General features: G+C 51.5%; 26 protein-coding genes, 1 tRNA gene and 1 pseudogene. 15 read left to right on the plus strand and 13 right to left on the minus strand.

The genetic code is table 11. From position 1 onward, the window contains the following. Nucleotides 1-7 precede the first annotated feature (7 nt). Nucleotides 8-1465, minus strand: coding sequence for an aminomethyl-transferring glycine dehydrogenase subunit GcvPB (gcvPB, locus tag NWAT_RS02835; RefSeq protein WP_013219643.1), 1458 nt, complete (start codon nt 1463-1465; stop codon nt 8-10). A gap of 479 nt (nt 1466-1944) precedes the next feature. Here gcvPB and NWAT_RS02840 point away from each other — a divergent pair, with 479 nt between their 5' ends. After that, nucleotides 1945-2280: an IS5/IS1182 family transposase gene (locus tag NWAT_RS02840; protein ID WP_013219645.1), complete on the plus strand. Its 336-nt coding sequence runs from the start codon at nt 1945-1947 to the stop codon at nt 2278-2280. A gap of 34 nt (nt 2281-2314) precedes the next feature. Then, a complete protein-coding gene (locus NWAT_RS16585; protein ID WP_049772901.1) occupies nt 2315-2518 on the plus strand; it encodes a hypothetical protein in 204 nt (67 codons plus the stop codon). 73 nt (nt 2519-2591) lie between these two features. Here NWAT_RS16585 and NWAT_RS15925 read toward each other — a convergent pair. Continuing rightward, nucleotides 2592-3057 (minus strand): annotated as a pseudogene (locus NWAT_RS15925) (RNA-guided endonuclease InsQ/TnpB family protein); the annotation flags it as partial. Next, nucleotides 2958-3272 carry a hypothetical protein gene (locus NWAT_RS18155; protein WP_456299422.1) on the minus strand — a complete coding sequence of 105 codons (315 nt, stop codon included), beginning with the start codon at nt 3270-3272 and terminating at the stop codon, nt 2958-2960. The gene NWAT_RS18155 and the pseudogene NWAT_RS15925, both read right to left, overlap by 100 nt. Before the next feature lie 173 nt (nt 3273-3445). Here NWAT_RS18155 and NWAT_RS17730 point away from each other — a divergent pair, with 173 nt between their 5' ends. Continuing rightward, nucleotides 3446-3703: a helix-turn-helix domain-containing protein gene (locus NWAT_RS17730; RefSeq protein WP_013219646.1), complete on the plus strand. Its 258-nt coding sequence runs from the start codon at nt 3446-3448 to the stop codon at nt 3701-3703. Between the two features lie 23 nt (nt 3704-3726). Next, the gene (locus tag NWAT_RS17735) at nt 3727-4206 is read left to right on the plus strand and encodes a hypothetical protein (RefSeq protein WP_269724270.1); all 480 of its coding nucleotides are present in this window, start codon (nt 3727-3729) and stop codon (nt 4204-4206) included. Between the two features lie 498 nt (nt 4207-4704). Here NWAT_RS17735 and NWAT_RS02855 read toward each other — a convergent pair. From NWAT_RS02855 to NWAT_RS02865, 3 genes are all read right to left on the minus strand, one after another. Next, nucleotides 4705-4796, minus strand: a tRNA-Ser gene (locus tag NWAT_RS02855). Nucleotides 4797-4912: 116 nt separating this feature from the next. Next, nucleotides 4913-5575, minus strand: a complete 663-nt coding sequence (locus NWAT_RS02860) for a thiol:disulfide interchange protein DsbA/DsbL (protein WP_013219648.1) — start codon at nt 5573-5575, stop codon at nt 4913-4915. 38 nt (nt 5576-5613) lie between these two features. Next, complete coding sequence (locus NWAT_RS02865; protein WP_013219649.1) at nt 5614-6249, minus strand: c-type cytochrome; 636 nt, start codon at nt 6247-6249, stop codon at nt 5614-5616. A 168-nt stretch (nt 6250-6417) separates the two neighbouring features. Here NWAT_RS02865 and yihA point away from each other — a divergent pair, with 168 nt between their 5' ends. Further along, nucleotides 6418-7020 carry a ribosome biogenesis GTP-binding protein YihA/YsxC gene (yihA, locus tag NWAT_RS02870; protein WP_013219650.1) on the plus strand — a complete coding sequence of 201 codons (603 nt, stop codon included), beginning with the start codon at nt 6418-6420 and terminating at the stop codon, nt 7018-7020. A 200-nt stretch (nt 7021-7220) separates the two neighbouring features. On the opposite strand, the gene polA is transcribed toward yihA, so the two are convergent. Beyond that, nucleotides 7221-9926, minus strand: a complete 2706-nt coding sequence (polA, locus tag NWAT_RS02875) for a DNA polymerase I (RefSeq protein WP_013219651.1) — start codon at nt 9924-9926, stop codon at nt 7221-7223. Between the two features lie 152 nt (nt 9927-10078). On the opposite strand from polA, the gene NWAT_RS02880 reads away from it, so the two are divergent. Both NWAT_RS02880 and NWAT_RS02885 read left to right on the plus strand, forming a co-directional pair. After that, nucleotides 10079-10804 (plus strand): LOG family protein, encoded by a 726-nt coding sequence (locus tag NWAT_RS02880; protein WP_013219652.1) that lies wholly within the window; start codon nt 10079-10081, stop codon nt 10802-10804. A gap of 23 nt (nt 10805-10827) precedes the next feature. Further along, nucleotides 10828-11181 carry a DUF2782 domain-containing protein gene (locus tag NWAT_RS02885; RefSeq protein WP_013219653.1) on the plus strand — a complete coding sequence of 118 codons (354 nt, stop codon included), beginning with the start codon at nt 10828-10830 and terminating at the stop codon, nt 11179-11181. A gap of 20 nt (nt 11182-11201) precedes the next feature. On the opposite strand, the gene speA is transcribed toward NWAT_RS02885, so the two are convergent. Next, nucleotides 11202-13091, minus strand: coding sequence for a biosynthetic arginine decarboxylase (speA, locus tag NWAT_RS02890; RefSeq protein ID WP_013219654.1), 1890 nt, complete (start codon nt 13089-13091; stop codon nt 11202-11204). Between the two features lie 209 nt (nt 13092-13300). Between speA and speE the strand changes: the two genes are divergently transcribed. From speE to NWAT_RS02920, 6 genes are all read left to right on the plus strand, one after another. After that, entirely contained in the window at nt 13301-14155 is an 855-nt protein-coding gene (gene speE / locus NWAT_RS02895; protein ID WP_013219655.1) for a polyamine aminopropyltransferase, read from the plus strand. A 92-nt stretch (nt 14156-14247) separates the two neighbouring features. Beyond that, the gene (locus NWAT_RS02900; RefSeq protein WP_013219656.1) at nt 14248-15177 is read left to right on the plus strand and encodes a mitochondrial fission ELM1 family protein; all 930 of its coding nucleotides are present in this window, start codon (nt 14248-14250) and stop codon (nt 15175-15177) included. After that, nucleotides 15159-16283 (plus strand): glycosyltransferase family 4 protein, encoded by a 1125-nt coding sequence (locus NWAT_RS02905; RefSeq protein ID WP_013219657.1) that lies wholly within the window; start codon nt 15159-15161, stop codon nt 16281-16283. Before NWAT_RS02900 ends, NWAT_RS02905 begins: the two co-directional genes overlap by 19 nt. A 73-nt stretch (nt 16284-16356) precedes the next feature. After that, a complete protein-coding gene (locus tag NWAT_RS02910) occupies nt 16357-17361 on the plus strand; it encodes a glycosyltransferase family 9 protein (RefSeq protein ID WP_232420186.1) in 1005 nt (334 codons plus the stop codon). Beyond that, nucleotides 17345-18553: an O-antigen ligase family protein gene (locus NWAT_RS02915; RefSeq protein ID WP_013219659.1), complete on the plus strand. Its 1209-nt coding sequence runs from the start codon at nt 17345-17347 to the stop codon at nt 18551-18553. Before NWAT_RS02910 ends, NWAT_RS02915 begins: the two co-directional genes overlap by 17 nt. Nucleotides 18554-19206: 653 nt before the next feature. Then, on the plus strand, nt 19207-19926 hold the full coding sequence (locus tag NWAT_RS02920) for a hypothetical protein (RefSeq protein WP_013219660.1): 720 nt from the start codon (nt 19207-19209) through the stop codon (nt 19924-19926). Between the two features lie 91 nt (nt 19927-20017). Here NWAT_RS02920 and NWAT_RS15560 read toward each other — a convergent pair whose 3' ends face one another. Beyond that, a complete protein-coding gene (locus tag NWAT_RS15560) occupies nt 20018-20431 on the minus strand; it encodes a winged helix-turn-helix domain-containing protein (RefSeq protein ID WP_269724271.1) in 414 nt (137 codons plus the stop codon). Between the two features lie 431 nt (nt 20432-20862). Here NWAT_RS15560 and NWAT_RS02930 point away from each other — a divergent pair, with 431 nt between their 5' ends. Further along, nucleotides 20863-21339 (plus strand): YqaA family protein, encoded by a 477-nt coding sequence (locus NWAT_RS02930; RefSeq protein ID WP_232420187.1) that lies wholly within the window; start codon nt 20863-20865, stop codon nt 21337-21339. A gap of 8 nt (nt 21340-21347) precedes the next feature. On the opposite strand, the gene NWAT_RS02935 is transcribed toward NWAT_RS02930, so the two are convergent. The 4 genes from NWAT_RS02935 to NWAT_RS02950 all read right to left on the minus strand — a co-directional run bounded on the left by NWAT_RS02935 (nt 21348) and on the right by NWAT_RS02950 (nt 26200). Then, nucleotides 21348-22691 (minus strand): MATE family efflux transporter, encoded by a 1344-nt coding sequence (locus tag NWAT_RS02935; protein WP_013219662.1) that lies wholly within the window; start codon nt 22689-22691, stop codon nt 21348-21350. Nucleotides 22692-22829: 138 nt separating this feature from the next. Beyond that, nucleotides 22830-23642 carry an OmpA family protein gene (locus NWAT_RS02940; protein ID WP_232420188.1) on the minus strand — a complete coding sequence of 271 codons (813 nt, stop codon included), beginning with the start codon at nt 23640-23642 and terminating at the stop codon, nt 22830-22832. 162 nt (nt 23643-23804) lie between these two features. Next, nucleotides 23805-24188 carry a hypothetical protein gene (locus tag NWAT_RS02945; RefSeq protein ID WP_013219664.1) on the minus strand — a complete coding sequence of 128 codons (384 nt, stop codon included), beginning with the start codon at nt 24186-24188 and terminating at the stop codon, nt 23805-23807. A 140-nt stretch (nt 24189-24328) separates the two neighbouring features. Continuing rightward, complete coding sequence (locus NWAT_RS02950) at nt 24329-26200, minus strand: lytic transglycosylase domain-containing protein (RefSeq protein ID WP_013219665.1); 1872 nt, start codon at nt 26198-26200, stop codon at nt 24329-24331. Nucleotides 26201-26316: 116 nt separating this feature from the next. Here NWAT_RS02950 and NWAT_RS02955 point away from each other — a divergent pair, with 116 nt between their 5' ends. Continuing rightward, nucleotides 26317-26673 (plus strand): exosortase system-associated protein, TIGR04073 family, encoded by a 357-nt coding sequence (locus NWAT_RS02955; RefSeq protein WP_013219666.1) that lies wholly within the window; start codon nt 26317-26319, stop codon nt 26671-26673. Nucleotides 26674-26752: the final 79 nt, after the last annotated feature.

Raw genomic sequence — 26752 nt, forward strand, 5'->3', positions numbered from 1 at the left:
TGACGCTTTACTCGCTGGGACCCGGTTTCCAGGCTAAATCCAGTTCCTTGGCGGCCTTCACCTCATCCAGGCGGCGTACCGGCAGGGTATGGGGTGCCTGTTTGAGTAATTCTGGATTCTCCTGAGCTTCTTTGGCGATCTGTTCCATCGCGGCCACAAAAGCATCCAGGGTTTGCTTGCTTTCCGTTTCCGCCGGTTCGATGAGCAAGCATTCGGGAACTAGGAGCGGAAAGTAAATTGTTGGCGCATGAAAACCCAAATCCAACAGGCGTTTAGCAAAATCCGTGGCGGTAACTCCTAACTCCTTCGCCTGGCGCTTCAGGGTGACCACGAATTCATGGCCAGCGCGGCGCATGGGGTAGGCCAAATCGAAACCGGCTTCGGCCATGCGTTGGGCCAGATAATTGGCGTTAAGGGCGGAGAAGTCCGCTACCCGTTTCATGCCTTCAAGACCGAGCAGCCGCACATAGATATAAGCCCGGAGCAGCACCCCGGCGTTCCCCATCCAGGCCGAGAGGGGACCAATGGTTTGGGGGCAGTCCTCCGCTGTCAACCAACGGTAGCTGCCATCTTCGGCGCGCCCCACCCGGGGAACCGGGAGAAAGGGCAGCAATTTCTCACCCACCCCCACCGGGCCAGACCCAGGGCCGCCACCGCCATGGGGCGTGGAAAAGGTTTTATGAAGGTTGAGATGGATGACATCAAACCCCATGTCTCCAGGTTTTACCTTGCCGAGGATGGCGTTCAGATTAGCCCCATCGTAATAAAGTAGCCCCCCCGCCTTATGGACGCTTTGAGCAATAGTTTGAATATTGCGATCAAATATTCCAAGGGTGGAGGGGTTAGTGAGCATAATACCTGCTGTTTGGGGACCCAGGGCTTGATGCAGCGCTTCTAGATCCACATCCCCTTCCGGATTGGTGGGAATTTCCCGGACCCGGAAACCGCACATGGTGGCTGTGGCGGGATTAGTCCCGTGGGCCGCGTCCGGCACCAGCATCTCGCACCGTTCTTTATCTCCTCTGGCTTCGTGGTAAGCGCGAATCATGGCGACCCCGGTAAACTCTCCTTGGGCGCCGGCCATGGGGGCCAGGCTCATGGTCTGCATTCCCGTCATTTTGGCGAGGATGTCTTGCAGTTCATAAAGGCAAGCCAGAAACCCTTGACTCATCGCTTCTGGTGTCGCGGGATGGCGCTCCAGGAAACCTGGCAAGCTGGCCAGGGTGTGGCAAGCCCGCGGGTTATATTTCATGGTGCAGGAGCCCAGGGGATAGAAATGGGTGTCAATGGAGAAATTTTTCTGGGACAAGCGCGTATAGTGGCGCACCACATCCATTTCCGAGACTTCGGGCAAGGCCGGCGGCTGTTGCCGTAGAAAGCGTTCCGGTAAATCGGTAGCGGGTGCCAGCTTGGGCGCTTGAGCGCGGGCCTGGCGGCCGGGGCGTGAGGATTCAAAAATCAGCATAGCTAGTTATAATCCAATTAAATTTTAAGGGTTAAAGTTGAAAAATAAGACTTTCTTATTAGGAGTAAGGCTGATAAGACTAGGACAAATTATGCCAGTCTTGACGCGGATACTCTACCAGTGTGCTTTTCTCGCCGGGAAACATTGCCCGCTGTTATCATTCAAATACGTACCGCCAGACGAGCGCCAGGGAGATAAATGCCATGGGTGTGGAAGCCAATCCCTGGATCAAGTTCTGTTATGAAGATTACAAAAGCCTGCCCGAGTTGGAAATACGGCATTATGAGCTTTTGAATAGGGAGCTAGCGATGGTACCCTCACCGAGCGAGTATCACCAGTGCTCTCCCACAATCTGGGGTTTTTGCTGTGGCAATATGTGCAAGAGCATGATCTAGGCCATTGGAGTTTGCGGCTAGGGCGAGTGGACAATTAGGAATGATTTAATTTGTGTCTCATGCGGTTGAGGCATTTGGGTTTGAGTGACACAGCGATATGCGCTTAGGAACGATCAGTGGGCTTGGATCAAGGACTTTCTTCCCGGCAAAGCGAGCGATGCTGGCATCATGGCAGAGGATAACCGTCTGTTTGTGAAGGCGGTTTTATATTGGTATCGCGCCGGGATAGCATGGCGGGATTCACCGGAACGGTTCGGAGACTGGAACAGCATCGCTCGCGGCCATAAACGCTGGTCTGACAAGGGGATATGGCGTAAGGTATTTGAGCATTTATCTGTAGAGGCAAGCAACGAATATGCCATGATCGACTCCACGATTGTCCGGGCGCATCAGCACAGCGCTGGGGCAAAGGGGGGATAAAGAGTGAGAACGCATAGGGCGATCCAAAGGCGGCATGATTACCAAGTTTCACGCCACCTGCGGTGCCTTGGGCAATCTAGCCGGATTTCATCTCACGCCGGGACAGGCTCATGATTTGCAGGGAGCGGACGCCCTGCTGCCCACATTATTACACAAAATCATGGTGTTTCTGGTGAACAAAGCCTACGATGATGCTGCAGCAACGCGTGCTGGTATTGCTCCAGGAAGCGGGGATTGAGGCCGCCATAGCTCCTAAAGCCAATAGAATTGAACAGAGAGAATACGATGAAGAGTCGTATAAATGGCGCCATCTCACTTCCAGCCCTCCCGACCGTAGTTAACCTTAAAACATCTCTGGCCGCGTTGATGTCGCGGTCATGGACTGCCTTGCAGTCCGAGTAGGTCCACTCGCGGACCTTGAGCGGCATAGCTGCTTGCGCTGCGCCACACACCGAGCACGTTTTACTGGTCGGCTCCCAACGCTCCACTTGCCTAAACTCTCGGCCATCTAGGCGGCTTTGTATTCCAGTTGCCGCTTGAGTTCGTGCATCCCGACATCAGCCATATACCAGTTGGCCATTATGCCCCTGACGTTCAAATCTTCCCCATGGCGATCAACCCAACCTGGCGGATAAGTGACGTGGTGAGCTTGTGCAGAAAGTCTTGGCGGATACTACTCACCCTGGCGTGGGCCTTGGCTGCTCGGATACGCTGACGATACCAGCGAGCACTGCCTTTGCGCTTGCGCGAGAGTCGGCGTTGGGTTTTGGTGAGTAGACTGGGCCTAACCCTTTGAGAAACGTGAACTGGTGGCTAAAGTCAACGCCGCTAACGGACTTGCCGTAAACTCGGTATTGACGGCCCCGCCAGGCTAAAGCGGTATTCCAGACCCAGGCAGGCATGGCTAAATTCAATGGCAAGCTGCTGGCGCTGGAAGCTAGTAGGGTAGAAGCGGAATTTATAGTAGAATCGTTGCCCGCTGCCAGCGTCACTTTATGTGGCCATCTGCGCCACTTCGTTTCGCATCGTCGCTAGGGGGTCATCGTATGTCCTTGTACTCCTTCTGTAAAGCACACGATTTGATCTGACATTTTGCTGAAAAAAAGTCTATTCTGGGGGCATACCCTCAGAATAGACTTGAAACGAAAAAGAAGAGTGTCAGAAGATGAGCACCTATCAAGAAAAGATCATCCAACCGAAATTGGGCGTGTTGGAGCTGGCCAAGCAACTGGGGAATGTCTCGCAGGCCTGCAAGGTGATGGGCTATTCTAGAGACAGCTTTTACCGATTTAAAGAACTGTATGAGATCGACGGGGAACAGGCGTTGGTGGAAACAGGGGCCAGAAGCCGATTATTAAGAACCGTGTGCCGGAGCCTGTGGAGCAAGCGGTGGTGGATTTGGCCATCGAAAACCCGGCGCTAGACCAGCGGCGTGTCTCGGCCTAGTTGCAGCAGCGGGGGATTATCGTCTCTTCCTCAAGGGTGCGCTCGATCGAATTGCGCCATGATCTGGAGACTCTGAAAAAACGTCTCAAGGTGCTGGAGGCCCGCTCGGCCCACGAAGGGCTGGTGCTGACCGAAACCCAGCTGGCTGCACTAGAGAAGACCAAAGAACAGCGCGAGGCCAAAGGGGAGATCGAATCGGAATATCCCGGTTATCTGGGCTCACAAGACACCTACTATGTGGGCACGATGAAAGGGGTGGGGTGCATTTATCAGCAGACCTTCGTCGATACCTCTTCCCGCGTGGCGTGGCCCTGTGCAAACCCCATACGGAAAAAAGCGCCCTCGCCGTGGCGGATAGGCTCAACGACAAAGTGTTCTCTTGCTGCGCCTGCTCGCCGACCGAGGGATGGAATATTGTGGGAAGGTGGAAAGTCACGCCTACCAGCTCTATCTGGCCGTGGAAAACATCGACCACAGTAAAACCACAAGGCATCCGCAGACCAACAGTATTTGTGAGTGCCTCCACAAAACCGTCAGGCATGAAGTCTATGACATCGCCTTTCGCAAAAAACTGTACCGCTCACTGGAGGAGCTGCAAACGGATCGGGAGCACTGGCTTATGAACTATCATGAACAAAGACTGCGCTCGGGCCGGTACTGCTAGGGTAAAACACCTATGCAAACCTTCAGGGAAAACGTGCATGTGGCCAAAGAAAAGTGTCTCTCTGTATTATCATAGGGGAGAAAAGGGAGAGGAAAATGCCTCCCTCGCACCAGAATTAGCGGACAGCGAAATCTTCGCCCTCTAATAGTGCGTCTATCAGATTAAGTCTAGAATTTTACAACTCGCCTGATTTTAACCCCATCGAACAATCCTTCGCCCTGCTCAAAAAACGAAGGCAGTACTCAGGAAAAACTCTCAGTCAGCTCATAACATCACAAAATTATTTGGAATGACTATAGCGTATTCTTAAACAATGGCGGAGAGGGCGGGATTCGAACCCGCGTGGGCTGCAATAGCCCCGACCGATTTCGAGTCGGTGCCGTTATGGCCGCTTCGGTACCTCTCCTGTTACCCCTATAGGATACCTGCTATGGCAAGAAATGGGTATAAAACAGCAGCAAGGTGCTTTTTCTACTCCCAGAATTTATGAGCAGCTAGACTAGCGCAAGCAAAAGCAGAGGACTATTCAGTAGTTGTGGTTGTCTGGTTTGAAGACGTCTTCCCCTGGGCAGTGAGATAGTCGGCGACTTCCAGCATTTGCTCAAAGCCACCTGCCATATTAGCATCGGTGCGGTATTTACCGTTGATGACGATGGCTGGAACCCCGGTAATACCCGAGGCCCGGGTAGTAGCGATTGCTTGCTGAACTTTACCCTGAACAGCAAAGGACTCAAAAGTCGGCAAGAAGTCCTTTTTAGGAACCCCTAGCGTAGCAAAGAAGTCTGCCAGTGCTTCCTTGGTCTTGAATTGGCGTCCTTCCAGATGCATGGCGTCGAATAAAGGGCGATGAACTTTATCGAGCACGCCCAAGGCTTCAGCAGTATAAAAAGCCTGGGCATGGAGCTGCCAGGAATCCCGGAATACTGCCGGGACGCGGATAAAGTCCACGTCCTCTGGTTTATTTTCCGCCCACTGCTCCAGAATCGGTTCAAAGCGATAGCAGTGGGGGCATCCATACCAGAATATCTCGAGCACTTCAGCTCTACCCGGTTCCATAGCATGCAAGGGGGGAGAGACTTTTTTATAGTGTACCCCCTCGGTGAAGGTTGGCTCCGCTGCCGCTCCTAATGGGGAGAGGAGCAGGAGGGAAAATGCCAGTAATAAGCCAGAGACGAATCGCAACATATTTAAATAAGTCCCCTAACAGTGAAAAAATTCCAATATTAATGGGCCGCCTGCAGGCCTGACACATAGTGGGACACTGCGGTGATCTCTTCATCGGTCATTTTTTTGGCAACCCCTTGCATCATTTGGTTGAGGCCATTGCTACGATCGCCGCTGTGGTAGCTTTTAAGTTGGCTTTCCACATAGGCTGCGTGCTGGCCTGAGAGACGAGGCCAGCTTGCCGCAGGATTGCCTTGCCCTGCGGGCCCATGGCAGGCTATACAAGCGGGAACGCCATTTTCTTTATTGCCTTGTCGGTAGATTTTTTGCCCTAGCTCAAGATATTGCTCTGGCGTGCTTCCTTCGGTCATCGTCTGATGGGAGTAATAGGCCGCTAGATTGGCGATATCTTTATCGCTAAGATTGGCTGCCATTGATGACATAATCGCATTCATCCGGGCGCCGGACTTATAATCCTGCAATTGTTTTTTAAGATAATTGACGTTTTGGCCCGCTAACTTAGGCCATTCGGCACTGGGGCTGTTACCGTCAGAGCCATGGCAGCTTTGGCAAGGGGTGCCTGTGGCTGTATCCGCACCAGCTTCCGGGTCGCCCGTTACCGGGGCGGCGCTGGAGCTGGCGGAAGATGCAAACAGGAGACAGGCAACGGCGACTGCGAAACGTTTTGATGTCATTAACAGATCCTCAGTTCTTAGTAATATTGGTAATGATGGTCACGCCAAGGCACCTTAAAAGTTGGATGTGCATGCTACACTGCTTAGAGAGATTTTTCTAGCCTGTTCCAGTGCTCTCAAGGCGATGGCCATGGCTTTTGCAGGCATTTTTTGAGGAATAAAAAGGCGATGAATTCCCTCTATCGTAAGGCCCATTATCAGGGAAGCGCTTATACTTTATCCCAATTACCTCCCGATAAAGGGATGGAGGTGGCGTTTGCGGGGCGCTCCAATGTAGGAAAATCAAGCGCCATTAATACTATCACGGGTATTGGAGGATTGGCACGAACCAGCAAGACGCCGGGGCGCACCCAGATGATCAATTTTTTTCAGCTGGATGCTCGCCGCTATTTAGTAGACCTTCCCGGTTATGGATATGCCAAGGTGCCAGAAGCGGTAAAGCAGCAGTGGCAACAGACTCTAAGCGCGTACTTGGAGCAACGCCGCGCCTTATGCGGAATCGTGCTGGTGGTGGATATTCGGCGTCTTTATCAGCCCTTTGATCTTCAGATGCTGGCATGGTGCCGCTCCAGGGAGTTGCCGGTCCGTATATTGTTGACTAAGAGCGATAAGTTAAAGAGGGGGGCTGCCAATCAAGCTCTCCAAAAGGCAACCGCGCACTTGCAGGAAGTTCTTCCCACGGCACGGGTGCAACTGTTTTCAGCCGTCAATCGTATGGGGGTTGAGGCGATACAGGCCCAGCTTGGTGGATGGTTTGGGCTGGCGGGATAAACTGTGGCCATAAAAAAGCCCCGGCTCAAGGGGAAAACCGGGGCAATCTCTGGTCCGGCTTAGGGGGCTTCGGACCAGAGGACAATCCCGCCCAGGGAGGCGGGCGGGAGAGCGCAACAAATTAAAGATTACGCTCTTATAAATTAAAGACCATTCACTCAATAGAAAGTTCGGCAAAGTTTCCAGTTCGCGATGTTCATTCAATGGGCTTCATCCCAGTTGGCGCCGCTTCCTATTTCCACGATTAACGGTATCTTGAGTTGGGCGGCTGCGGTCATGTTCTCCCGGATTGCTCTCATCGTAATCTCCAGCTTATCTTCCGCCACTTCAAATACCAGCTCATCGTGAACCTGCATGATCATGCGGGCGTTGTCGCTATTTTTTTGTAACCAGCCATCAGTGTGGATCATTGCCCGCTTGATGATATCCGCCGCGCTGCCCTGCATGGGGGCATTAATGGCGGTGCGTTCAGCTTGGTTGCGGCGTTGGGTTTGCCGGGAGTGGATGTCAGGCAGATACAGTCGGCGGCCAAAGAGAGTTTCCACATAACCTTTCTGGCGGGCTTGCTGGCAGATATTGTCCATATAGGCTTTAACGCCAGGGTAGCGTTGAAAGTAGCGCTCTATGTAGTGCTGTGCGGCAGTACGGTTGATTCCCAATTGCCGGCCAAGCCCGTGGGCAGACATACCATAGATAAGGCCAAAATTGATGGCCTTGGCACTGCGTCGCTGTTCAGGGGTTACTTCTTCCAGGGGAGTGCGGAAAACTTCGGTGGCTGTTCGCTGGTGGATATCTTCTTCCGCTTCGAAAGCAGCCAGCAACCCTTCATCTTCCGAGAGATGGGCCATGATACGCAATTCAATCTGAGAGTAATCGGCGGCGACTAAGCGGTAACCGGGTGGGGCGATAAATGTCTGGCGAATCCGCCGGCCTTCAGCAGTACGGATGGGAATATTTTGCAAGTTAGGATCGGAAGAAGAAAGGCGTCCAGTAGCGGTAACGGCTTGATGATAGGAAGTATGGACTCGCCCAGTATGAGGGTTGACCTGCAGCGGCAGGCGATCTGTGTAGGTGGATTTGAGCTTGCTCAGGGTACGGTATTGGAGGAGCCGTTGGGGGAGGGGATAATCAAGGGCCAGTTCCTGCAGCACCGTTTCCGCTGTCGAGGGCTGGCCAGTGGGGGTCTTGCGGGTTACCGGCAGTTTTAACTTCTCGTAGAGAATAGCCTGAATCTGTTTGGGCGAAGCGAGATTAAAGGACTCTCCCGCCAGATCAAAAGCTTCTTGTTCGAGTTTTTTCAAGCGCGCGGCCAATTCATCGCTTTGGGTTTTAAGTTGCGTTGTATCCACCTGGACCCCATTGCGTTCCATACGAGAAAGTACAGGAATGAGAGGGATTTCCAATTCCTGGTAAAGGCGGCGGAGGCTTTCTTCCTGTTGAATACGAGGCCAGAAATAGCGGTGAAGCTGAAGGCTGATGTCGGCATCTTCCGCCGCGTAGGGAGCGGCTTTTTCAATGGTAACCTGGTTGAAGGGTAGCTGCTTGCTCCCCTTGCCCGCTACCATCTCATAGGTAATGGTGGTTCGCTGGAGATATTTTAGGGCTAGGGAATCCATATTGTGCCGGGTAGCGGTACTGTCAAGCACATAGGACTCCAGCATGGAATCGTGATGAATTCCTTGCAGCTCGATGCCGTAATTAGCGAGCACATTGCGGTCAAATTTAAGGTTTTGCCCTACTTTGCCGTGGCGGGGGTCTTCTAGGAGCGGCTTGAGTCGCGCTAAAACCTGCTCACGGGGTAGCTGGGGGGGAGCGGTGGCATCCTCATGACCGAGAGGAATATACATGGCTTCATGGGGCTGGATGGCAAAAGAGAGGCCGACGATTTCGGCCTCCATATAGTCCAAGCTATTGGTTTCTAGATCGAAGGCAAATAATTCAGTTGTTTTCAAGCGGGCAATCCAATGCTCGAGGCTTTCTTCGGAAAACACCGTCTCATAAGCAGGAGCAGGGTTCGTTGAAGGATGAGGGGTTGAGGCGTGACTGTTCTCGTTGTCCAGAAGTTCACGGAGCCAGCTTTTGAATTCCAGGGCAGCGTACAATTCACGCAGGGCGGAAATATTAGGCGGCGCACGTTGCAACTCTTTAGGACTCCAATCTAGGGATACATCCTGACGAATGGTGGCCAATTGTTTTGCCAAGGGAAGTTGAGGGAGATGGGATCGTAGATTTTCTCCCATCTTGCCTTTGATGTCGGAGGCATATGCCATGATTTGATCCAGACTGTGATACTGGCAGAGCAATTTGGCGGCTGTTTTAGGACCTACTCCAGGGATACCGGGGATATTGTCTACCGTATCGCCCACCAGTGCCAGGTAATCGACTATTTGTTCCGGGGAAACATTGAATTTGGCCTTCACGCCAGCGGGGTCCAATTTAGATAGATTCATGGTGTTGACCAGGTTGACATGGGGATTGACTAGCTGGGCCAAATCCTTATCGCCACTGGAAATGAGGGTTTCCAGCCGTTGCGCGGTTGCTTGCCGGGCCAAGGTGCCGATAACATCGTCAGCCTCAACCCCTTTCATACAGAGCAGCGGCAAGCCAAGGGCCCGGATGAGATCGTGGAGGGGCTGAATCTGACAGGCAAGCTCTTCTGGCATGGGAGGGCGATGAGCTTTGTATTGCTCAAAGAGCTCATGACGAAATGTTTTGCCCTTGGCATCAAAAACTACCGCTATGTATTGGGGTTGATACTCATCAAGCAGCTTGCGCAGCATATTGATGACCCCGTAGATTGCCCCGGTAGGTTGGCCTTTAGAAGTCGTTAAGGATGGCAGTGCATGGAAAGCACGAAAGAGATAGGAGGAGCCGTCGATTAAAATAAGCACCGGGTTTTGCGCCATGATCACATAGAGCCTATTTAAGATATAACGGTTTATGGTTAGAACGCAGTCAAAGAAAATTATAGAGCCAGGGCGTAGTATGCTATTAGGCGTAAGGTATCTCACCTAAGCAGGAAATGCGATGATAAACATTAGTACCACCAGGACCTATTATGGGCAAACGAAATAAGCACTTCTTTACGGAGCGAAGGGCTATCAATGATTCTTTGCTTACCCGGGAGTCATGGAAAGTTTTCCAAATCATGGCGGAATTTGTGGAGGGATTTGAACGTTTAGCCACTATTCGCCCTTCGGTCAGTATCTTTGGCTCGGCCCGTATGGTACCTGAACATCCCTACTACCAACTTACTGAGGAGATTGCCCGGGTTCTGTCCGATGCCGGATTTAGCATTGTCAGTGGCGGTGGTCCTGGCCTTATGGAAGCTGCTAATAAGGGGGCTTTTACAGGTGTCTCCCCCAGTGTAGGACTCAATATTAGCTTGCCCCATGAGCAGAGCGCTAATGAATACCAGGATATTGCTGTTAATTTCCGCCATTTTTTCTCCCGTAAAGTGATGTTTGTCAAATATGCCTCTGCTTATGTGGTGTTACCCGGCGGGTTTGGGACGCTGGATGAGTTGGCGGAAATTCTAACTTTAGTGCAAACTGGTAAATCGCGGCGGATTCCAATTATTTTGGTGCATTCCTCCTTTTGGGCGGGGTTGATCGATTGGTTTAAGGAATACTTGGTAGAGGAAGGAATGATAGACCACCATGATCTAGATTTGTTTAAAGTCCTGGACAAGCCTCAGGAGGTCGTGGATGCTATTTTTAGTTTTTACGAAAGCCGTGGTTTTGAACCTTCGGCGGAAGAGCGGGAGCGACTGCTCAACCTGTAAGCAACTTTTCCAGGGAACAGCCCATGTTTATACTTTATCCTAGGGTGCTAATATATCTAAATTTTTTATGGTTCTTGCTGGTGTCTGCACCGGCTTTTTCGGAAGAGCCGGAAGATCTTGTTCCCCTACCCGATCTTCCTTCCTTGCCCGGGCAAGCTGACACCATGGAGCCTGAAATCAAAATTATTCAAAAGGGGGAGAATATGATTGAAGAATATCGCCTCAATGGAAAGCTTTATCAAATTAAGGTAACGCCTAGTATTGGCCCGTCCTATTTTCTTGTGGATGCGGATGGTGATGGTGACTTTGAGAGTCGTTTTGAAGGGCCGGTTAATTCAGATATGCTGATTCCTAGCTGGGTTATTTTTCGCTGGTAGCACGCGCTTGTATTCATAAGCTAGTCTTCCAGGTAAGTGTATCCTTTCAACCCTGCTTCTAACTCCTGAAGATAGAGGCAGCGTTGCTGCTTATCAAGGGCCGCGTGGCTGAGTTTAGCCTGTAAATGTTCCTTTATTTCGGCGGCATCAAAGCGCACTTGCTGGAGGACCGATTCCACTGTGTCTCCTTTGAGGGCATGGCGCAGGCGGAATCCTCCTTGCCCATCGGCCTCCACATGGACTGAATCGGTGGCGCCGAATAGGTTATGAATATCACCGAGAATTTCCTGATAGGCGCCTACCAGAAAGAAACCTAATAAATAGGATTCACCGGGAATGAGAGGATGTAAAGGCAAGCTGGTTTCAATGCCTTCCCCATCGACGTAAAGATCGATGCGTCCATCGGAGTCACAGGTCAAGTCTTCTATCCACACCCGCTCGGTCGGTGGTTGTTCCAGACGGTGCAGGGGCATGATGGGAAAGATCTGATTAATAGCCCAGGAGTCAGGCAGGGAGCGAAATAGGGAAAAATTGCAGAAAGCCTTTGCCGTTAGCTTTCCCTCTAGTTCGTCCAAAATTTCCCGGTGGGCGCGAACCTGGGGGCTGAGGAACGAGCGAATCCGGCGGCAAAGGGCAAAATAAAGCTGCTCCGCTTGGGCTCGTTGTTGCAAGCCCAGAATCCCATGATTGAACATATCCAGGGCGTCAGCGATACCCTGGCTGGCATCATGATAGGCTTCGATAGCCGAGCGTCGGGTAAGCTTCTGGTAGCTTTGCCATAATCCTTGCGTGATAGACGGATCGTCGACAGCGGGGGCGGGAGGTTCTTCCTTGCCAGGAGCTGGTTGGATGTCAATGATATTGCTGATAAGAATGGCATGGTGAGCCACCATAGCCCGTCCTGCCTCGGTAATAATCTCGGGGTGGGGTAGCTGGTGAGTTTCGCAAGTCTCCCACAATCCATGAACGATTTTATGGGCATATTCTGGGAGGGTATAATTGGTGGAGCAAAGACCGCGGGTGTGGGTGCCATCATAGTCTACGCCAAGTCCCCCGCCCACATCGACACTGCGCAAAGGAACACCCAGTTCCCGCAGGGTGGCGTAATAGCGCCCCGCTTCCCGGATGCCCCGCTGGATGTCGGCGATATTGGGAAGTTGCGAGCCCATATGAAAATGCAGCAGGGTAAGGCAATGGATCATGCCGATTTGGCGAAGCCGCTGGATCATCATGAGGACTTGTTCGGCAGACAGGCCAAATTTACCCTTCTCACCCCCCGTGTTTTGCCATTTGCCTTTTCCAATAGAAGCAAGACGGACTCGTACCCCCAGTAGCGGCTCTACCTTTAGAGCCTGGGCTTGGCGGATAATATGTTCTAGCTCAGAGGGTTTTTCCACCACCAGATAAATCCGTAATCCTAATTGTCGTCCCATCAAAGCCAGACGGATATATTCACGGTCTTTGTAGCCGTTACAAATAACCAGGGCGCCAGGCCGGGATAAAGCCATGACCGCCAATAATTCGGGCTTACTTCCCGCTTCTAACCCTAGGCGGTCAGAATCCGCTGCCAGGATTTCCTGAATGACCTGCCGCTGCTGGTTCACCTTGATGGGATAGACGGCACTAAAGGACCCTTGATAATGGGTAGCGGTCATGGCTTCGGTAAAAGCGGCCCGCAGGCTTTGGGCGCGATGGTGGAGAATTCCCGAAAAACGTACTAATACGGGTAAAGAAAGTCCTGCTTCCAAGAGTGCCTGGCTTACTTGGTAGAGATCGATGGTGGTTTGGCTGTTGGGGCCATCAGGGCGAACCACGAGATGGCCTTGGGCGTTAATATCGAAATAACCTTCGCTCCATTGGGTGATATTGTAGAGTTCTTGCGAATGTTGGATATTCCAGTTTGCTGGCATCGGAGCCTTCTTTAATGTTAGAGGATAGAAAATAATGGCTTGTTTTTCTGCCAGGCGCCTGCCTTCCGCAGTGCTCCAGTCCACGCTCAGCCCGTTTATTTGCTGATGAACGGGCACTTGTCAGGGTAACATGAGGCGGCTATTATCCCTTGATTTTACCTTTTATCAAGCAGTTAAAATATATTGAGGGCGTCGGTTGGGGAGGCAGTATGCAGTTAGATCCGAAGAGGTGGTTCACTGAGATTTGTAAGGAAGGCGGCCTCGCTTTTTCGCTTGCCATCAAGGAAAAACTCCATGCGCAGACCACTCCCTATCAGCATATTGAGATTTATCAGACCGAAGCTTTCGGTCGACTGATGGTCATTGATGGTTTCATTATGCTTTCTGAACGGGATAATTTTTTCTACCATGAGATGATGGCTCACCCGGTGTTGTTTACCCACCCTCATCCCCGGCGGGTACTGATCATCGGGGGAGGGGATTGCGGGACTTTGCGAGAGGTGCTTAAGCATGAGGGCGTCAAACAAGTCCAGCAAGTAGAGATTGATGAGCAGGTTACCCGGTTGGCGGAAAAATATTTTCCAGAACTGTGCCAGAGTAATAATGATCCCCGGGCCCATTTCCACTTCGGTGATGGACTGCGCTTTGTGGCCCAAGCGCCCGCCAACAGCGTCGATGTTATGATCATTGATAGTACCGATCCGATCGGCCCCGCGGAGGGTCTTTTTCAGGCTTCGTTTTATGCTGATTGCCAACGGTTATTGGGGGACAAGGGGATTCTCGTGCATCAAAGCGAATCTCCCCTGATCCATTTGGATCTCCTCAAAAAGATGCGGGCGGAAATGAAGAAGGGGGGCTTTTCCCAGGTGCGGACTTTGACTTACCCTCAGTGCGTTTACCCTTCTGGTTGGTGGAGTGCGACTTTGGCGGGGCATGCCTTGCCCTGCTTCCGAGAGCAAGATGCCGCGGCTAAAAATTTTCCAACCCGCTATTATAATGTGGATATCCACCGGGCTTCCCTGGCTATTCCAGAATTTCTACGGCAGACGGAAGAGTCCTCATAGAGGATGGGGATAAGTCCTCAATCCCGTTGGGGGAATGTCTCTAAGAAAGCTAATAATAAGTTGCCCTTAAAAGAGGGTGGCGCTTGATAAGTATGCGGAACACGGCGGAGCCTTTTATTACCTGGTATCTGACCGACGGTAAACCTGGACATGAAAATCAAAGTTTAGGGTTGTTGGGCGCACTGGCTCGCTATGTACCCGTGCAAGCCCATGGGATACCGGTATCTTCTGGGTTGGTAACCATTGGATGGTGGGCCTTGAAAGTTTTCCCGCCCGCCAAGGATCTCCCTAATCCGCATCTTATCATTGGCGCGGGTCATGGAACCCATCTACCGCTGCTTGCGGCGCGCCGTGCTCGTGGCGGGCGGACGGTGGTGTTAATGCGCCCTAGCGTGCCCTCTTCCTGGTATGACCTATGTTTAATTCCCGAACATGACGGGATAGAAGCCGAAGCCAATGTGGTGCTTACCCGGGGAGTGCTTAACAGGATAGCCTCAGGAGGTATTCATGATCCGGGCCGAGGATTAATCCTTCTAGGGGGGCCCTCGCGCCATTATAATTGGGACCCTCAAAGTATTTTATGGCAGGTACAAAGTCTGTTGAAACAAGAGAAGAAGACGTATCAGTGGGTGCTGAGCACCTCACGGCGGACGCCTACCTCCATGCTCGCGGCACTCCGAAATTTGCGATTTTCGAACTTGCAAGTATTTGCCGGGGAAACAACTCCACCTGGTTGGATCACGGAACAATTGGCCCTTGCGGGGCGAGTATGGGTGTCGGAGGACAGTGTTTCCATGGTTTATGAGGCGCTTACTTGTGGAGCGGCAGTAGGCGTTCTTAACGTGCCTTGCAAGACTTGGGGCCGGGTAGTACGGGGCCTGGACAGCCTTGCTGAGAAGGGAGTCGTGACGACTTTTACCGCTTGGCGCCAAGGTCAAAAATTAGTGCCACCCCGGCAACAATTTAATGAGGCTGATCGCTGTGCCCGGCTCCTCGTGGAACGATGGCTCAGCAGCCCCTAACTGTATTACAGGTTTTGCCTGCCTTAGAGTCAGGGGGCGTGGAACAGGGTGTTTTGGAGCTCGGCGCGGAGCTGGTTCAGCAAGGGCATCGTTCCCTCATCATCTCGGCAGGCGGGTATCTGGCCGCAGCACTCAAACGCGGGGGGAGCGAGCATTACACTTGGCCTATCGGTGCTAAATCTCCTTGGACTTTAGGCTTAGTCCTTCGGTTGCGGCGTTTTCTTTCCGAACAGCAAGTAGATATCCTCCACGCTCATTCCCGGGTGCCTGCTTGGATAGCTTGGTTAGCCTGGCGGAAGATGCCTGAGTCAATCCGGCCGCGCTTTGTGACTACCGTGCATGGCCTCTATTCAGTGAATCGGTACAGCCGTATCATGACTCGGGGAGAAAAAGTCATTACCGTATCCGAAAGCGCGCGTCAGTATGTGCTGGAAAATTATCCTGAAGTCAGGCTGGAGCAGCTTATGGTAATCCCTTGGGGGGTTGATCCTGAACTGTATCCCTATGGGTATCAACCAAGCAGGGAATGGCTTGCCCGCTGGGAGAGGGCCTATCCTCAGCTCCAGGGAAAAAAGATTCTCATCTTGCCAGGCCGTTTGACCCGCCTTAAGGGGCACCAGGATTTTATTGAACTTATTGGACGGCTGCGGGAGAGGGGATGTCCCGTCCATGGTTTAATTGTCGGGGGCGAGGACCCTCGGCGGCGGCGTTATGCGGATGAAATAAGGCAGCAGATTGACCACAAAGGGCTCCAAGGAGCGGTGACTTTTACGGGCCACCGCGGTGATTTACGGGAAATCTATGCCATCTCGGATCTGGTGCTTTCGCTTTCCAAAAAACCCGAATCCTTTGGCCGTACCGTACTGGAAGCCCTGAGTCTGGGAGTACCCGTCATTGGCTACGATCATGGGGGCGTGGGGGAGGTGCTAGGGCAGTTGTTTCCGGAGGGACGCGTTCCTGTAGCCAACCTAAACAGCTTATCTGAGCGGATTGCCCAGTTTATAAAGGTGCCGCCAAAGGTCCCAAGGCAGCAGTGCTACACTTTGCAGCGTATGTTAGCGCAAACTCTACAATGTTATCGTACGCTATACGGGTCTACCCTCTAGCCTTTTGCGCTTGGGCTAAGGGCTGCCCTAGGGGATGCCAGCAGCTGCTTGATGCCGCAGGATGGTAATGCCCATGCGATCCCCGTCCCGGAAGGGTGTTTTAGTCATCCAACCGTTGCCTGGGATTGGCGATATGATCTGGCATTTGCCCATCCTCCATGCTATTGCCGCGGCATCACCGGAGGGCTGCGTGACCGTGTTAACTAAGCCCCGCAGTCAAGCAGATCGCTTACTTAAGGCAGACCCCTCTATTCAGCAGGTGCTCTGGCTAGAACGTAATCCCGGCCAGCATGATGGCTTGCTAGGTCTAGGACGTTTGGTGAAGCTTTTGCGGCGGCAGTCTTTCCGTCAAGTATGGGTATTACATGGAAGCTCGCGTTATGCTCTTACTTGTTGGCTGGCTGGAATCCCTGAACGGATTGGCTATGGACGCGGGCTGCAAAGATATTTTTTCAATCATTTAGCCAGCTTGCCGCCGACCCAAACCCACGGTCATCCTCTAGAATTAGCGGCTCGCTTGCTGAAGCTCACTCATATTCCCCCCATAGAAGAAGAACCCCGCTTGGTGATTGATCCCTTGGCGCAACGGATAGTGGCTGGTCGCTACCAAAAGCTTCCACAGCCATGGATTGCGCTGGGTATTGGCAGCAGCGAGCCTTATAAACAATGGGGCGAAGCGAATTTTATTCAGTTGGCCCGGCATCTTAGCGAGAGCGGAGGTTCTATTCTGGTAATAGGCGGCACAGCGGAGCAAGCGATGGGGCAGCGCATTAGTGCCCAAGTGGGCCAATGGGGAATCCCTATGGGAGAGGCGCTTAATCTACCTTTGGAGGAAACAGCCGCTTTACTAGCAATGTGTACCCTGTATGTGGGTAATGATACCGGGGTCTTAAATATGGCGGCAGCCGTGGAGACCCCCGCTTGGGGACTGTTTGGGGCTTCGCCTCCCTTGCATCATTCCCGCTATATCCACTGTCTTGTCCCTCCGCCAGGAGGTATCGGTATGGAAGCTATGACCCCTGCCTATGTGGTGGCTGAATTGCGTAACAGCGGAGTAATCCATGGTGGTTTTGCATAGACGGTTACAGCGCGCTTTTTTTTCTTGGGGATGGTTATTGCCTGCCGTTTTGCCTGTTGCTCAGGTATTAGGGAGAGCAGTATTTAGCATTTTGATCGTGCTTTATTTTTTATGGGGAACGCTTAGTTTATATGGCCAGCAAAAAAGTATAGAGCGCCCCGTATTAGGGTTATTTGTTGGCTTGCTGTTAGCCTTCCTCATGAGTATTCCGGGGGCTGAGGATGTGGGAAGAGCATGGCACAAATGGCTTAAATTTCTGGTCTATTCCATGAGTTTCGTATTCACTTTAGTGGCTTTGCAGCAAGCGCAAGAGAACTTTGAGCGTCTTTGCCGAGCTTTTGCTCTGGCGGGGGTGGGGTTATTGGTAGTGCTTTACTTGCATTTAGCCTATGTGTTGTGGAGCAGCGTAGAATTCGATCCTGCCCAGCAACTTAAGGAAGACGATCTCCCGTTTTTGCTGCCCTTTCTTCTCCATGGGCTGTTGCAGGCGGAGTCTAGAAAATACCGCGCTTTGCTAGGCGCTGCCTTGTTGTCAGGGGTATTATTTTATACCGTGTTGTCCGAGGGCAGGGCAGCATTATTAGCGCTGGCGGTTGCGCTCGTGTGCTATGGAGCACTCGTGATGGGATGGCGCCTGAGGAATTTGTTATTACCAGCAATGTTAGCAGCCGTTGCGCTCATAGGTATGATGACCGTGCTCCATGTGGAGTCTCCGGAAAAAGATAAAGAAACATGGACTGAAATTGTGGACCGAATCAGTAGTGGGCGGACCGTGCTTTGGCGTCAGGCTTTTGTTTACCCGCCTGAGTCAGTGATAACCGGGACAGGAATGGGCAATGCTCGTTATGCTGAAGAGGCATTGACTATGGGCGAGCAGGGACAAGTCCGCCATTTTCATAATTTGTTTATCGATGTTTGGTATGAAACGGGACTGCTTGGCTTGACCGCCATGACGGGATGGCTCTTATTTATGCTATTCAGAGGGTGGCGGGATTGGCGAAAATCAGCCGCTGAGCATCGACGACAGATCGGGTTGTTGCTCTCTGCTAGCGCGGCTATTCTTACCGCTGCCCAGCTAGGGCCATCCTATGCTTCCAGTTTGGTCGGCGTGTACCTGATGGTGTTTTTTGCCGCGTTAACGGACTGCCATGAAAAAATACAAAGGGCATTGTTTACGCTGGGGAAGCAATAACCGCTAGCATTTTCCGATTATAAAAAAGCTTTTCACGAATTCCCAGCCCTTTCTCTATAACGACCTGCGCTTTGTATTAATGCGCAAGCCGTCGCCATCAAGTTTTGGTGACAAGAGCAACGATTTTTTATTTTTGCAAGCATGCCTCAATAAATTGAGCTACCGTTTTAATCGCCGCTTTTAGGAATCGCAACCGCCCTCCCACCTACCCAGCCTCCGCGTTGAACGTGTGCCACCGCCATTGCCCTAGGTTGAGAAATTCGCGAGCCGTATCGTTCTCAATTTTCTCTTATAGACTTCCTGCTTTAGGTGATTAAAGTTTGCTGGCAAGGAGGCGAAATTAATGGAAACTAGCGCACCATTTTTGATATTCCGGTAGATAATGCTGCAGGCAAACTCGCCTGAATTTTAAGTTGATATCAAGCTATCAAAGCAAATTTGCCTAAAAATAAAGTTATCATGGCAAAAATGCCTAATTTACTAGCTAATATCAACTTATCAGGGTGTATATGCCTGAGAATAAGTTGTTCGCGCCGCTGCGCGGCGCGAACAACCGTTCGACTGGCAGAACCCCCTGCATAATCAGACGCCGTGCGCCTATGTATGCAGGAGAACCCGCCCGTCAACTCCCCGATTAGGTGACAAGGGGAAACATGCGTAATTCCACGAAATTAGTCTTTACCTTCTTGCTGTTTGTTATTCCTGCGAGTGTATACTCGGCTCCAGAAAATTCACACATTCTAGGCAATAACTGGTATTGCAATGATGGTTACAAAAAACAAACAGATGACTGTATAAAATTGGATATACCAAAGAATGCTCATGTATTAGGAAACAACTGGTACTGCAATGATGGATATAAAAAGCAAAGCGGCAAATGCGTAGAAATGACTTCATCGGAAATAGAGGCTTTAAAAAGCGCAAGGGAAAAACAAAGAGCCTCGATGTCCGATGGCACAGTTGCTTATCAGACTAAAATTGATTCTGATTCAGGAGACATTATAAAGTTTGAGAACGGGGCTATTCTTGAAGTTTCCAGCTACTTTGGCTATCTAGGTTATCGAAAAAATGCTGTTTTATATGGGAATGGACATCGCTGCCGTATTTGGATTGCTAGCAAAAAGTCATATAAGTGCGATTTGCTTAAGGCTCCAGAAGGAAAAGGAGAGCCAGCGAAAGAAGTACATATCTCCGAAGTGAAAGGTAACGGAACAATCCTTATTATGTTGGATGGCAGTATGTATGAAGTGGACTCTATTGATGAAATCCACACATCTCTCTGGCTTGGGATCTCTGATGGGCTGCTAATAGATGGAACAACATTGATTAACTTTGATTCGGATGAGCCTGTCACTGTATATCAGATTAGATGAAACATTTGTCACCTAACAAACACATGCACTCGGACAGTAAAAAGCAGAGCGAGGAACGAGCATCGCTTTTTACTGCCGGTGATGTGAGGCGTTATGTTTCACGGAGAGTGAATAATCGGCATTGAGTCTCTAATTCCATTCGGTTTGCATAAAGCATCCGGTGAGCTTGTAGATGTAGCAAGCGTTCCCAGGGGAAGTGGATGTGGATGCACCTGCCCTTCATGCGAAACGCCTCTGGTGGCTTGCCTCTCGGCGCGTAACCCCTTTCGCGCTGGCAGTCATTGCGCAATCCGGTTTCATCTCCCCAGTACATCTCTGCCGCCTCCTCCTTCGCTTTCATCTGAATGGCAGGGTATTCTTCATCCAGCCATTTCTGCACGCGTGCCGGTTGTTGTTCGTAGGCCCGTTTCACCGGCTTCTGCGGCGTTCCCCCCCCCCCCCACCGCTTGAGGTAAGGCCCCACGGTTCGAATGGGTAACACCATTCCCACTTTCTCTTTGACCAACTCCCCACCGACTCTCTGGTCCAGAGCGCATAGGGCATCTTCAGCTCATCCGGCGTCTTGTCCAGGAGCAGCTTTTGGATCTCGCGCTCCTGATCTGGCTCCAGTCTGTGCCCACTGCCTTCACAGCGACCGCGCACCTTCAGCTTCAGCGACTCTGCTCCCCCGTGTTTCATAGGCCTTCAGCCAACGACCAACCGTATCAGCATGTACGCCGACAATCTCTCCGATCTGCGACCGCCTCGAAGCTTAACCGCTTGACGCCGCTTTTCCTCTACCGCCGATAACGCCAGCCTACGTGCATCAATACCTTCCATGCACAAATTATAACAGTTCTATTTCGTGACCGGGTTAATAGCTAAATTGCTTTCATCAAGTATTACCTGAATTCTAGTGCTTTCTTTTCGTTGATTCGTTGCATCAGATGTGATTTGGTGGCCCTTCCGATTGTAAGGTTGAGTTGCGGTAGCGAGGACTTAATATTGGGTTTTCCAGCTAATTCAGATCTTTGGACCCTCTTTGGTAGTAGTTTTCTGGCGGCAACGTTGCTGCCAGGAGGCTCGGAAGTGGTGTTTGCTCTATTGGTGTCCCAGGAGATTTATTCTCCTTCGATGCTGATTGGGATTGCGACCCTTGGCAATACCTTGGGGGGCATGGTGACCCTGGGGATGGGATGGCTAGTGGCGCGGCGTTATCCCCTGCGGGTGCTGGCGCGGCCTTCCCACCGGCGAGCTTATCGGTGGCTGCGTCGATATGGTGCTGTTGGTTTGCTTGGGGCTTGGATGCCGATTATTGGCGATCCCTTGTGCTTTGTTGCTGGCTGGTTGCGTTTAAATGTGTTGTTGGGGCTAGTTTTTATGGCCGTGGGTAAAGGTGCCCGTTACGCGGCATTATGGAATGTAATGGGTTGAAAATGAGCTCAAGGCTCGATGGTGGACCAGTGTCCTCGCCATACCGCCCATCCTTTGCAAATTGCTTTGGCATAGGTGGTGAGATTAATTGCCCACCAAATCCCAGGGGCGCCAAAACCCAAGGGGAAGGCCAATAACCAGGCGAGGGGAATGCGGATGAGGTTGAAGGGAGTACTGTACCAGAACACCGTTCGGGTATCGCCGGCGCCGGCCAGAATGCCAGTACTCAAGGCTTCCCAAGCGAGAAAAAGCTGAGAGGCGGCAAGAATTACCGCATATTCCGTTGCTGCCTGATGGACAGCCCGGTCATCGGTAAAAAGACCGGTGAGCGCTTCGCCGGCAAAGAAAAACGTCAGGGACGCCGCAAGGCCCAGTAGGGTAGCGAAGGGTAGGGCCATGTAAAAAGTTTGGCGGGCCAGATCGGGTCGCTGGGCTCCTAGATAGCGGCCAGCAAGAGAAGCGGCACCAAGAGAGAGACCGTGGAAGAGCGGCCAGGTGCACCCTTCAAGGGCGGAAAAGCCAATTCCTAGAGCTGCGTTGACATGAGTCCCTAGGGGCGAGACGGAGGTTTTCAGCAGTCCCCAATAGACCAAGGCGAAAAAGGCCGTTCCTAAAGCCATGGGGGCGCCAATCCGCAGAATCCGGCGCAGTTGTCCGCGAGGTTTGAAGTCTTCAAGGGTTAATCCTGTTATCCTTTTGAGTAACAGGAGTCCCAGGCCAGCGCTGATACCGCGGGCAAGATTAGAGGCCAAAGCGGCTCCTACAACGCCAAGTCCCGCGGTATGGATGAGGAACGGGGTCAAAATAATATTTAGACCCAGGGAAAGAGCATGGAGGATTAACGGCGGCCGGGCCGAGCCCATGCTGATAAATGCCTGATCGATGAGGGGTGTCAGCACCAAGGGCAGTACGGTTAGGAAAAGGGTGCGCAAATAACGATTGCACTCAATGGCTGCCTGGCCTTCAAGGCCCAAGGTATGGGTCATCAGCGGTGCTCCCAGGCTTCCCAGAATCATTAACAGCACAGTCAGGAGGAGGGCGCCAAAGAGGGCTTCGCCAAGCAATGCCCGGCGGGCTACCGGATCATGGGCGCCGGTTGCTCGGGCGATAAGGGGACTTGCCCCTGCTGCGAGCAGTTCAAAAGAGGCATAGGTAAAAATAACCACGAAGGCGGACGAGCCGATGGCAGCTTGCGCTTCGACGGACACATCTTGAATAAAATATTGATCAACGATCCGAAAACCGTTAGTAAGCAAAGTGAAAACAGCGCTGGGAATAGCAAGTGCCAGCAGCGGCTTCAGGCCAATAGGAGGAAGAGGCGCCTGCGGCGCCTGGCTCTCGTACTTTGCCATCGCCAGTGTTGCTGATCGTAGTTAGTTAGGGAGAGTGGATATTGGTAAAGGGAAATAACGTTAACCTGGCTTTTATAAGGTGCCTTGGAAAAGGATGAGGGCCGTTAGGCCCTCATCGAACGCTACGGTGATTTAATCTCACTCATGGGTTTGAAGTTCAACCCGGCGATTTTTGGCCCGGCCTTCCTTGGTGGAATTGGAGGCAACCGGGCGTTCTTCCCCGCGGCCTACCGCTTCCATCCGCGACGGATCGATACCCTCGGAAGACAAGTAGTCCATGGCCGCTTCGGCGCGCAGCTTGGAAAGGCGCATGTTGTAGTCTGCATTGCCGATGCTATCCGTATAGCCGGTGATGGTAACCTTTAGATTAGGATGAGCGCGCATTTTTTCCGCGACCTTATCCAGGATAGTATGGGCGTTGGGAGACAGTTTGGCGGAATCAAACCCGAAATGAACACCGCTCTGGAGGACAACAGGCTTGGGACAACCAACTTCGTCCACGCTAACGCCATGCGCCGTATCCGGGCACTCATCTAGATCATCGGGCACGCCGTCGCCATCGCTATCTACGGGACAGCCTTCGTTGTTGACCGCCACGCCTGGGGGTGTGTCAGGGCATTGGTCAAGGTAATCTGGTACGCCATCGTTGTCGCTGTCCAGAGGGCAGCCGACTTCGTCCACTTCAACGCCTGGGGGCGTATCGGGGCATTGATCTTTATCGTCCGAAACCCCGTCTTTATCGCTATCGGGAACAAAGAGAGTCGAGCGGCAAATCACTCCCGTGACTGACCGACCGAGACGATCCGTTTCTCCCTCCCCCGTCATAACAGCGCATGGCGGCCAGCCCTTATAGGGGGCATACAGGGGATGATCGTCCGCCAGCGCGGATGTATAAGCAGTCAGCAATAGGGGCGTAAATATCGCCATTATTGCCATGATTTTTTTGTTCATATTTTCCTCCCTAACTTGGACTTTATCTCTAAAAGTCATAAGTTTTAACCCATTTTCTAAGTCATAGTCTAGTTTAAATAGTGGATAGATACTATTTATTTTAATAAAAACTAGTTTTTGCTTAATGAAGGATAAAAAATATATTGGAAAAGCCTATCAATATTAGTCCGCTATTAGGGCTTCTATTTGTTGCTCGAACCTGCCTAAATACTCTTTCATGGCGGTAGCTATAATGAGGTAAGCTTGGCGGCATTGGGGGGTTGATTTATCCTTTTCTTCTAAAAAGGCTAGGTAGGGATCGGAAATTTCCTTTGGCAGCATAATCATGATGTCCGATGTCATTTCAGCGGGATAACTATTCCGTGCCATTGATTTTGATAGTTGCTCCAGGGTTTCCCTGAAGCGTTGCTCGAGTTTATCCCGCTCGGTTTTTAAGTGCATTAACTTGGTTTCACGCCGCCATCGTAGATGATCAGCGATAATGGTGGTGAGCGGTGCAATGCTTGCAATCAGACCACCAATAAGAACTCCAATAAGAATATCCACGATTTCTCCGTTTTTAAGTAACGCAGACGCGGGCGCTTTTTATATTCATATCCATTGGAGGGAGAACGCGCCTTTTATTCCTTTTTTATGGGCTTGCTGAATAGCGGTCTGCTTTTATTTTGAGGGAAGGCCTTATCTCCCTATTTTCTATTTCCTGGCGGAAGCGATAAGGAGGAGGCATCTATTCCAAAGCACTGCGCGACAGCCAATTCATTACCCTGTTTGATGGCTCGATATTTATCCCAAAAGGAAACATCCACTTTATGTAAGGACTTTGGCGTATCCCCCTTACGGTAACGGCTTAAGTGTCCTGGTCCACCATTATAAGCGGCGTAGGTGGCGCGAGCCAGATTATCGAGACCGCCTGTTTTTTTATGCTCGCCCTTTTTGATGGCGTAGTCCACTAGGTAGCGCATTAAGATTTCTCCTCCTGCTTGCGCATTGTAGGCAATATCCCAGTTCAAGTCGTGCACATCGTAAAAACCCCGCCAAACATTTTGGTTGATCTGCATCAGACCTACCGAGCCTCCACCAGAGCGGAATGGTTGGAGCTTGTCTCCCTTTTTGATGAATTGACGCCAGCAACTTTCTTGCCAGGCGGTGGCTAGCAGGAGCCAGCGATACAGTGAGTGGTATTGGTCTTCTAAGGGATGGGTTAGGAGTAAATGGCTGACGGTTTGATCCAGGAGTCGGTGGACCATTGGTAAGTAGGCTCCCATGTCTTTCGCCGCGGGAGCCCACTGGTTGAGCCGTGAAGCTAGGGGCTGATCAACGTTATCAGCAGCAGCCCAGGCATTTCGCCATAACCCCTTGCTCAGGTTGAGTTGTGAGTTTTTCTGGGAGGAGGATGGAGCGGGGCTAAATCCTAATAAGCGACGCAGCTCAGGATCGACCTTAAAGTTGTAAAGCAAAGGATGGAGTCCCGCTTGGGGGGCAATAATCCGGGCTAGCCGGCGTATCCCATCGGTGGAGATATCGAGGCCAGACGCCGGACCAAGCCGGTCAATGGTTTTTAGGACATCGCTGGCGGCAATAAAGCTTAGGTAGTGCAGGGCCGTTTCATGGGGCATGCTGAGGCTTAAACGGCGCAATACCGGCGCTAGGCGCTCCCAGGTCCTTAGAAATAGTGCGCGGATGGGATCGGCCGTTCTAGGGGTTGAAGTAGTGAGGGCTTTGTCTATATCGTGACGGGCGTCTAAAAGAATTTCCAGCAAAAGCGGGCGCAATTCTTCTAGCTCATTTTCAGCCGCTGCCTGCTTGATAATAAAAGTCAGAAATGCATCCCCTTGCTGCCACGCTGCCTCCCAGCGCTGCATTTCCTCGGGCGAGAGGGCCGGCTCCGGAGAGGGAGAGGGGGGGTTGAGATCCGGAAGGGTAAAACGTAAGGTGACCTTAATCCCGTCCGGGGTTGTTTGTGCTTCGGTTAGTGTTAGGGAATCAATGGCGGTTTGAATCCGCGAGCGGTCCTGGGGCGATAACACCAAGGGCAGTAGATTTCGTAGTTCCGCTAATTGGGGCTGGAGGTCAATCCGTACCTGCGAGAGTCGGGGGTGTACATATTCTTTGATCCTATCCCAAAGCTGGCCCGTGGCAGTTTCCTTATGCCCTTCGGCATTATAAATATTGGATTGTACAGTTTGGAAATAGAGGGTAGTCAGCTCAGGTCCAAGCATGGGCTTTTGGAATACTTCAATCGTTCCTTTCCAATCTAGGAGTGGAATACAGCTGTTACCAATAGGCGTTCCGAGCTTGGCTATGCCGTCGCTGAGAATGCGAAGTTGCTGGCCAGCATTACCAACCCGGGGATTGGAAAGCACTAAGGAATTGCAGCCGCTATTATCATTCCAGACCTGGGCCGTGTGATGGGGACCGGCGTAAACTTCCCTAATAAGAATATGACGAAGCAGCTCATTATTGAGTTGTATGGGCACTTGGATTTCATGGCCATGACTTCCCATGGACAGCCCGAGTAGTACCAATGCAATACTGTTATAGAGAAACCATTTTTTCATTTGCCTGCTGTTAGCTCTATTTTTTTGCGTATATTATCAACCTCTCTAGCGAATTTTAATAGTGTCAACTATGGTTAAGGTTTTACAAGGAAGAGGTAAAGATAGTGGATAATAATATGATTAGATCAATAGGGACCATGGCTTTATTGGCCTTATTATTGGGTTTTACCTCATCAGCCCTAGCGGGAGAAAGCTATGGCTCGGAAGTGGGTGAGAAATTGGGACGTGGCTTAGCCAATGTGGCCACTGGCTGGGTGGAAATTCCTAAAAATATAATCAATACCAGCAAGGATAGTAATGTAGGCATTGGGGTAAGTTGGGGATTGCTTAAAGGAATTGGCCAAACCCTTGGCCGTACGCTCGTGGGCGTGGGTGAATTGGCGACTTTTTTCGTGCCGACTGCTAAAATTGTTCACCCTACTTATGTCTTTGAGGATTTTTATCGGGATACCACTTACGGAACGAGCCCGTAGTATTTATTGGGTTCAACTAGGGGGCGGCTATTCATGGTGAGAGGAGCAGGCAGGTATTGGAGGTAGAGGTTAGGCGGCT

The organism is Nitrosococcus watsonii C-113 (genome assembly GCF_000143085.1).
Lineage (GTDB): Bacteria > Pseudomonadota > Gammaproteobacteria > Nitrosococcales > Nitrosococcaceae > Nitrosococcus > Nitrosococcus watsonii.

Coding starts and splice junctions, on each gene's coding strand:
- gcvPB (WP_013219643.1), bottom strand. CDS start 1,465: ATGCTGATTTTTGAATCCTCACGCCCCGGCCGCCAGGCCCGCGCTCAA.
- NWAT_RS16585 (WP_049772901.1), top strand. CDS start 2,315: ATGATTACCAAGTTTCACGCCACCTGCGGTGCCTTGGGCAATCTAGCC.
- NWAT_RS17730 (WP_013219646.1), top strand. CDS start 3,446: ATGAGCACCTATCAAGAAAAGATCATCCAACCGAAATTGGGCGTGTTG.
- NWAT_RS02860 (WP_013219648.1), bottom strand. CDS start 5,575: ATGTTGCGATTCGTCTCTGGCTTATTACTGGCATTTTCCCTCCTGCTC.
- NWAT_RS02865 (WP_013219649.1), bottom strand. CDS start 6,249: ATGACATCAAAACGTTTCGCAGTCGCCGTTGCCTGTCTCCTGTTTGCA.
- yihA (WP_013219650.1), top strand. CDS start 6,418: ATGAATTCCCTCTATCGTAAGGCCCATTATCAGGGAAGCGCTTATACT.
- polA (WP_013219651.1), bottom strand. CDS start 9,926: ATGGCGCAAAACCCGGTGCTTATTTTAATCGACGGCTCCTCCTATCTC.
- NWAT_RS02880 (WP_013219652.1), top strand. CDS start 10,079: ATGGGCAAACGAAATAAGCACTTCTTTACGGAGCGAAGGGCTATCAAT.
- NWAT_RS02885 (WP_013219653.1), top strand. CDS start 10,828: ATGTTTATACTTTATCCTAGGGTGCTAATATATCTAAATTTTTTATGG.
- speA (WP_013219654.1), bottom strand. CDS start 13,091: ATGCCAGCAAACTGGAATATCCAACATTCGCAAGAACTCTACAATATC.
- speE (WP_013219655.1), top strand. CDS start 13,301: ATGCAGTTAGATCCGAAGAGGTGGTTCACTGAGATTTGTAAGGAAGGC.
- NWAT_RS02900 (WP_013219656.1), top strand. CDS start 14,248: ATGCGGAACACGGCGGAGCCTTTTATTACCTGGTATCTGACCGACGGT.
- NWAT_RS02905 (WP_013219657.1), top strand. CDS start 15,159: ATGGCTCAGCAGCCCCTAACTGTATTACAGGTTTTGCCTGCCTTAGAG.
- NWAT_RS02910 (WP_232420186.1), top strand. CDS start 16,357: ATGCGATCCCCGTCCCGGAAGGGTGTTTTAGTCATCCAACCGTTGCCT.
- NWAT_RS02915 (WP_013219659.1), top strand. CDS start 17,345: ATGGTGGTTTTGCATAGACGGTTACAGCGCGCTTTTTTTTCTTGGGGA.
- NWAT_RS02920 (WP_013219660.1), top strand. CDS start 19,207: ATGCGTAATTCCACGAAATTAGTCTTTACCTTCTTGCTGTTTGTTATT.
- NWAT_RS02935 (WP_013219662.1), bottom strand. CDS start 22,691: ATGGCAAAGTACGAGAGCCAGGCGCCGCAGGCGCCTCTTCCTCCTATT.
- NWAT_RS02940 (WP_232420188.1), bottom strand. CDS start 23,642: ATGAACAAAAAAATCATGGCAATAATGGCGATATTTACGCCCCTATTG.
- NWAT_RS02950 (WP_013219665.1), bottom strand. CDS start 26,200: ATGAAAAAATGGTTTCTCTATAACAGTATTGCATTGGTACTACTCGGG.
- NWAT_RS02955 (WP_013219666.1), top strand. CDS start 26,317: ATGATTAGATCAATAGGGACCATGGCTTTATTGGCCTTATTATTGGGT.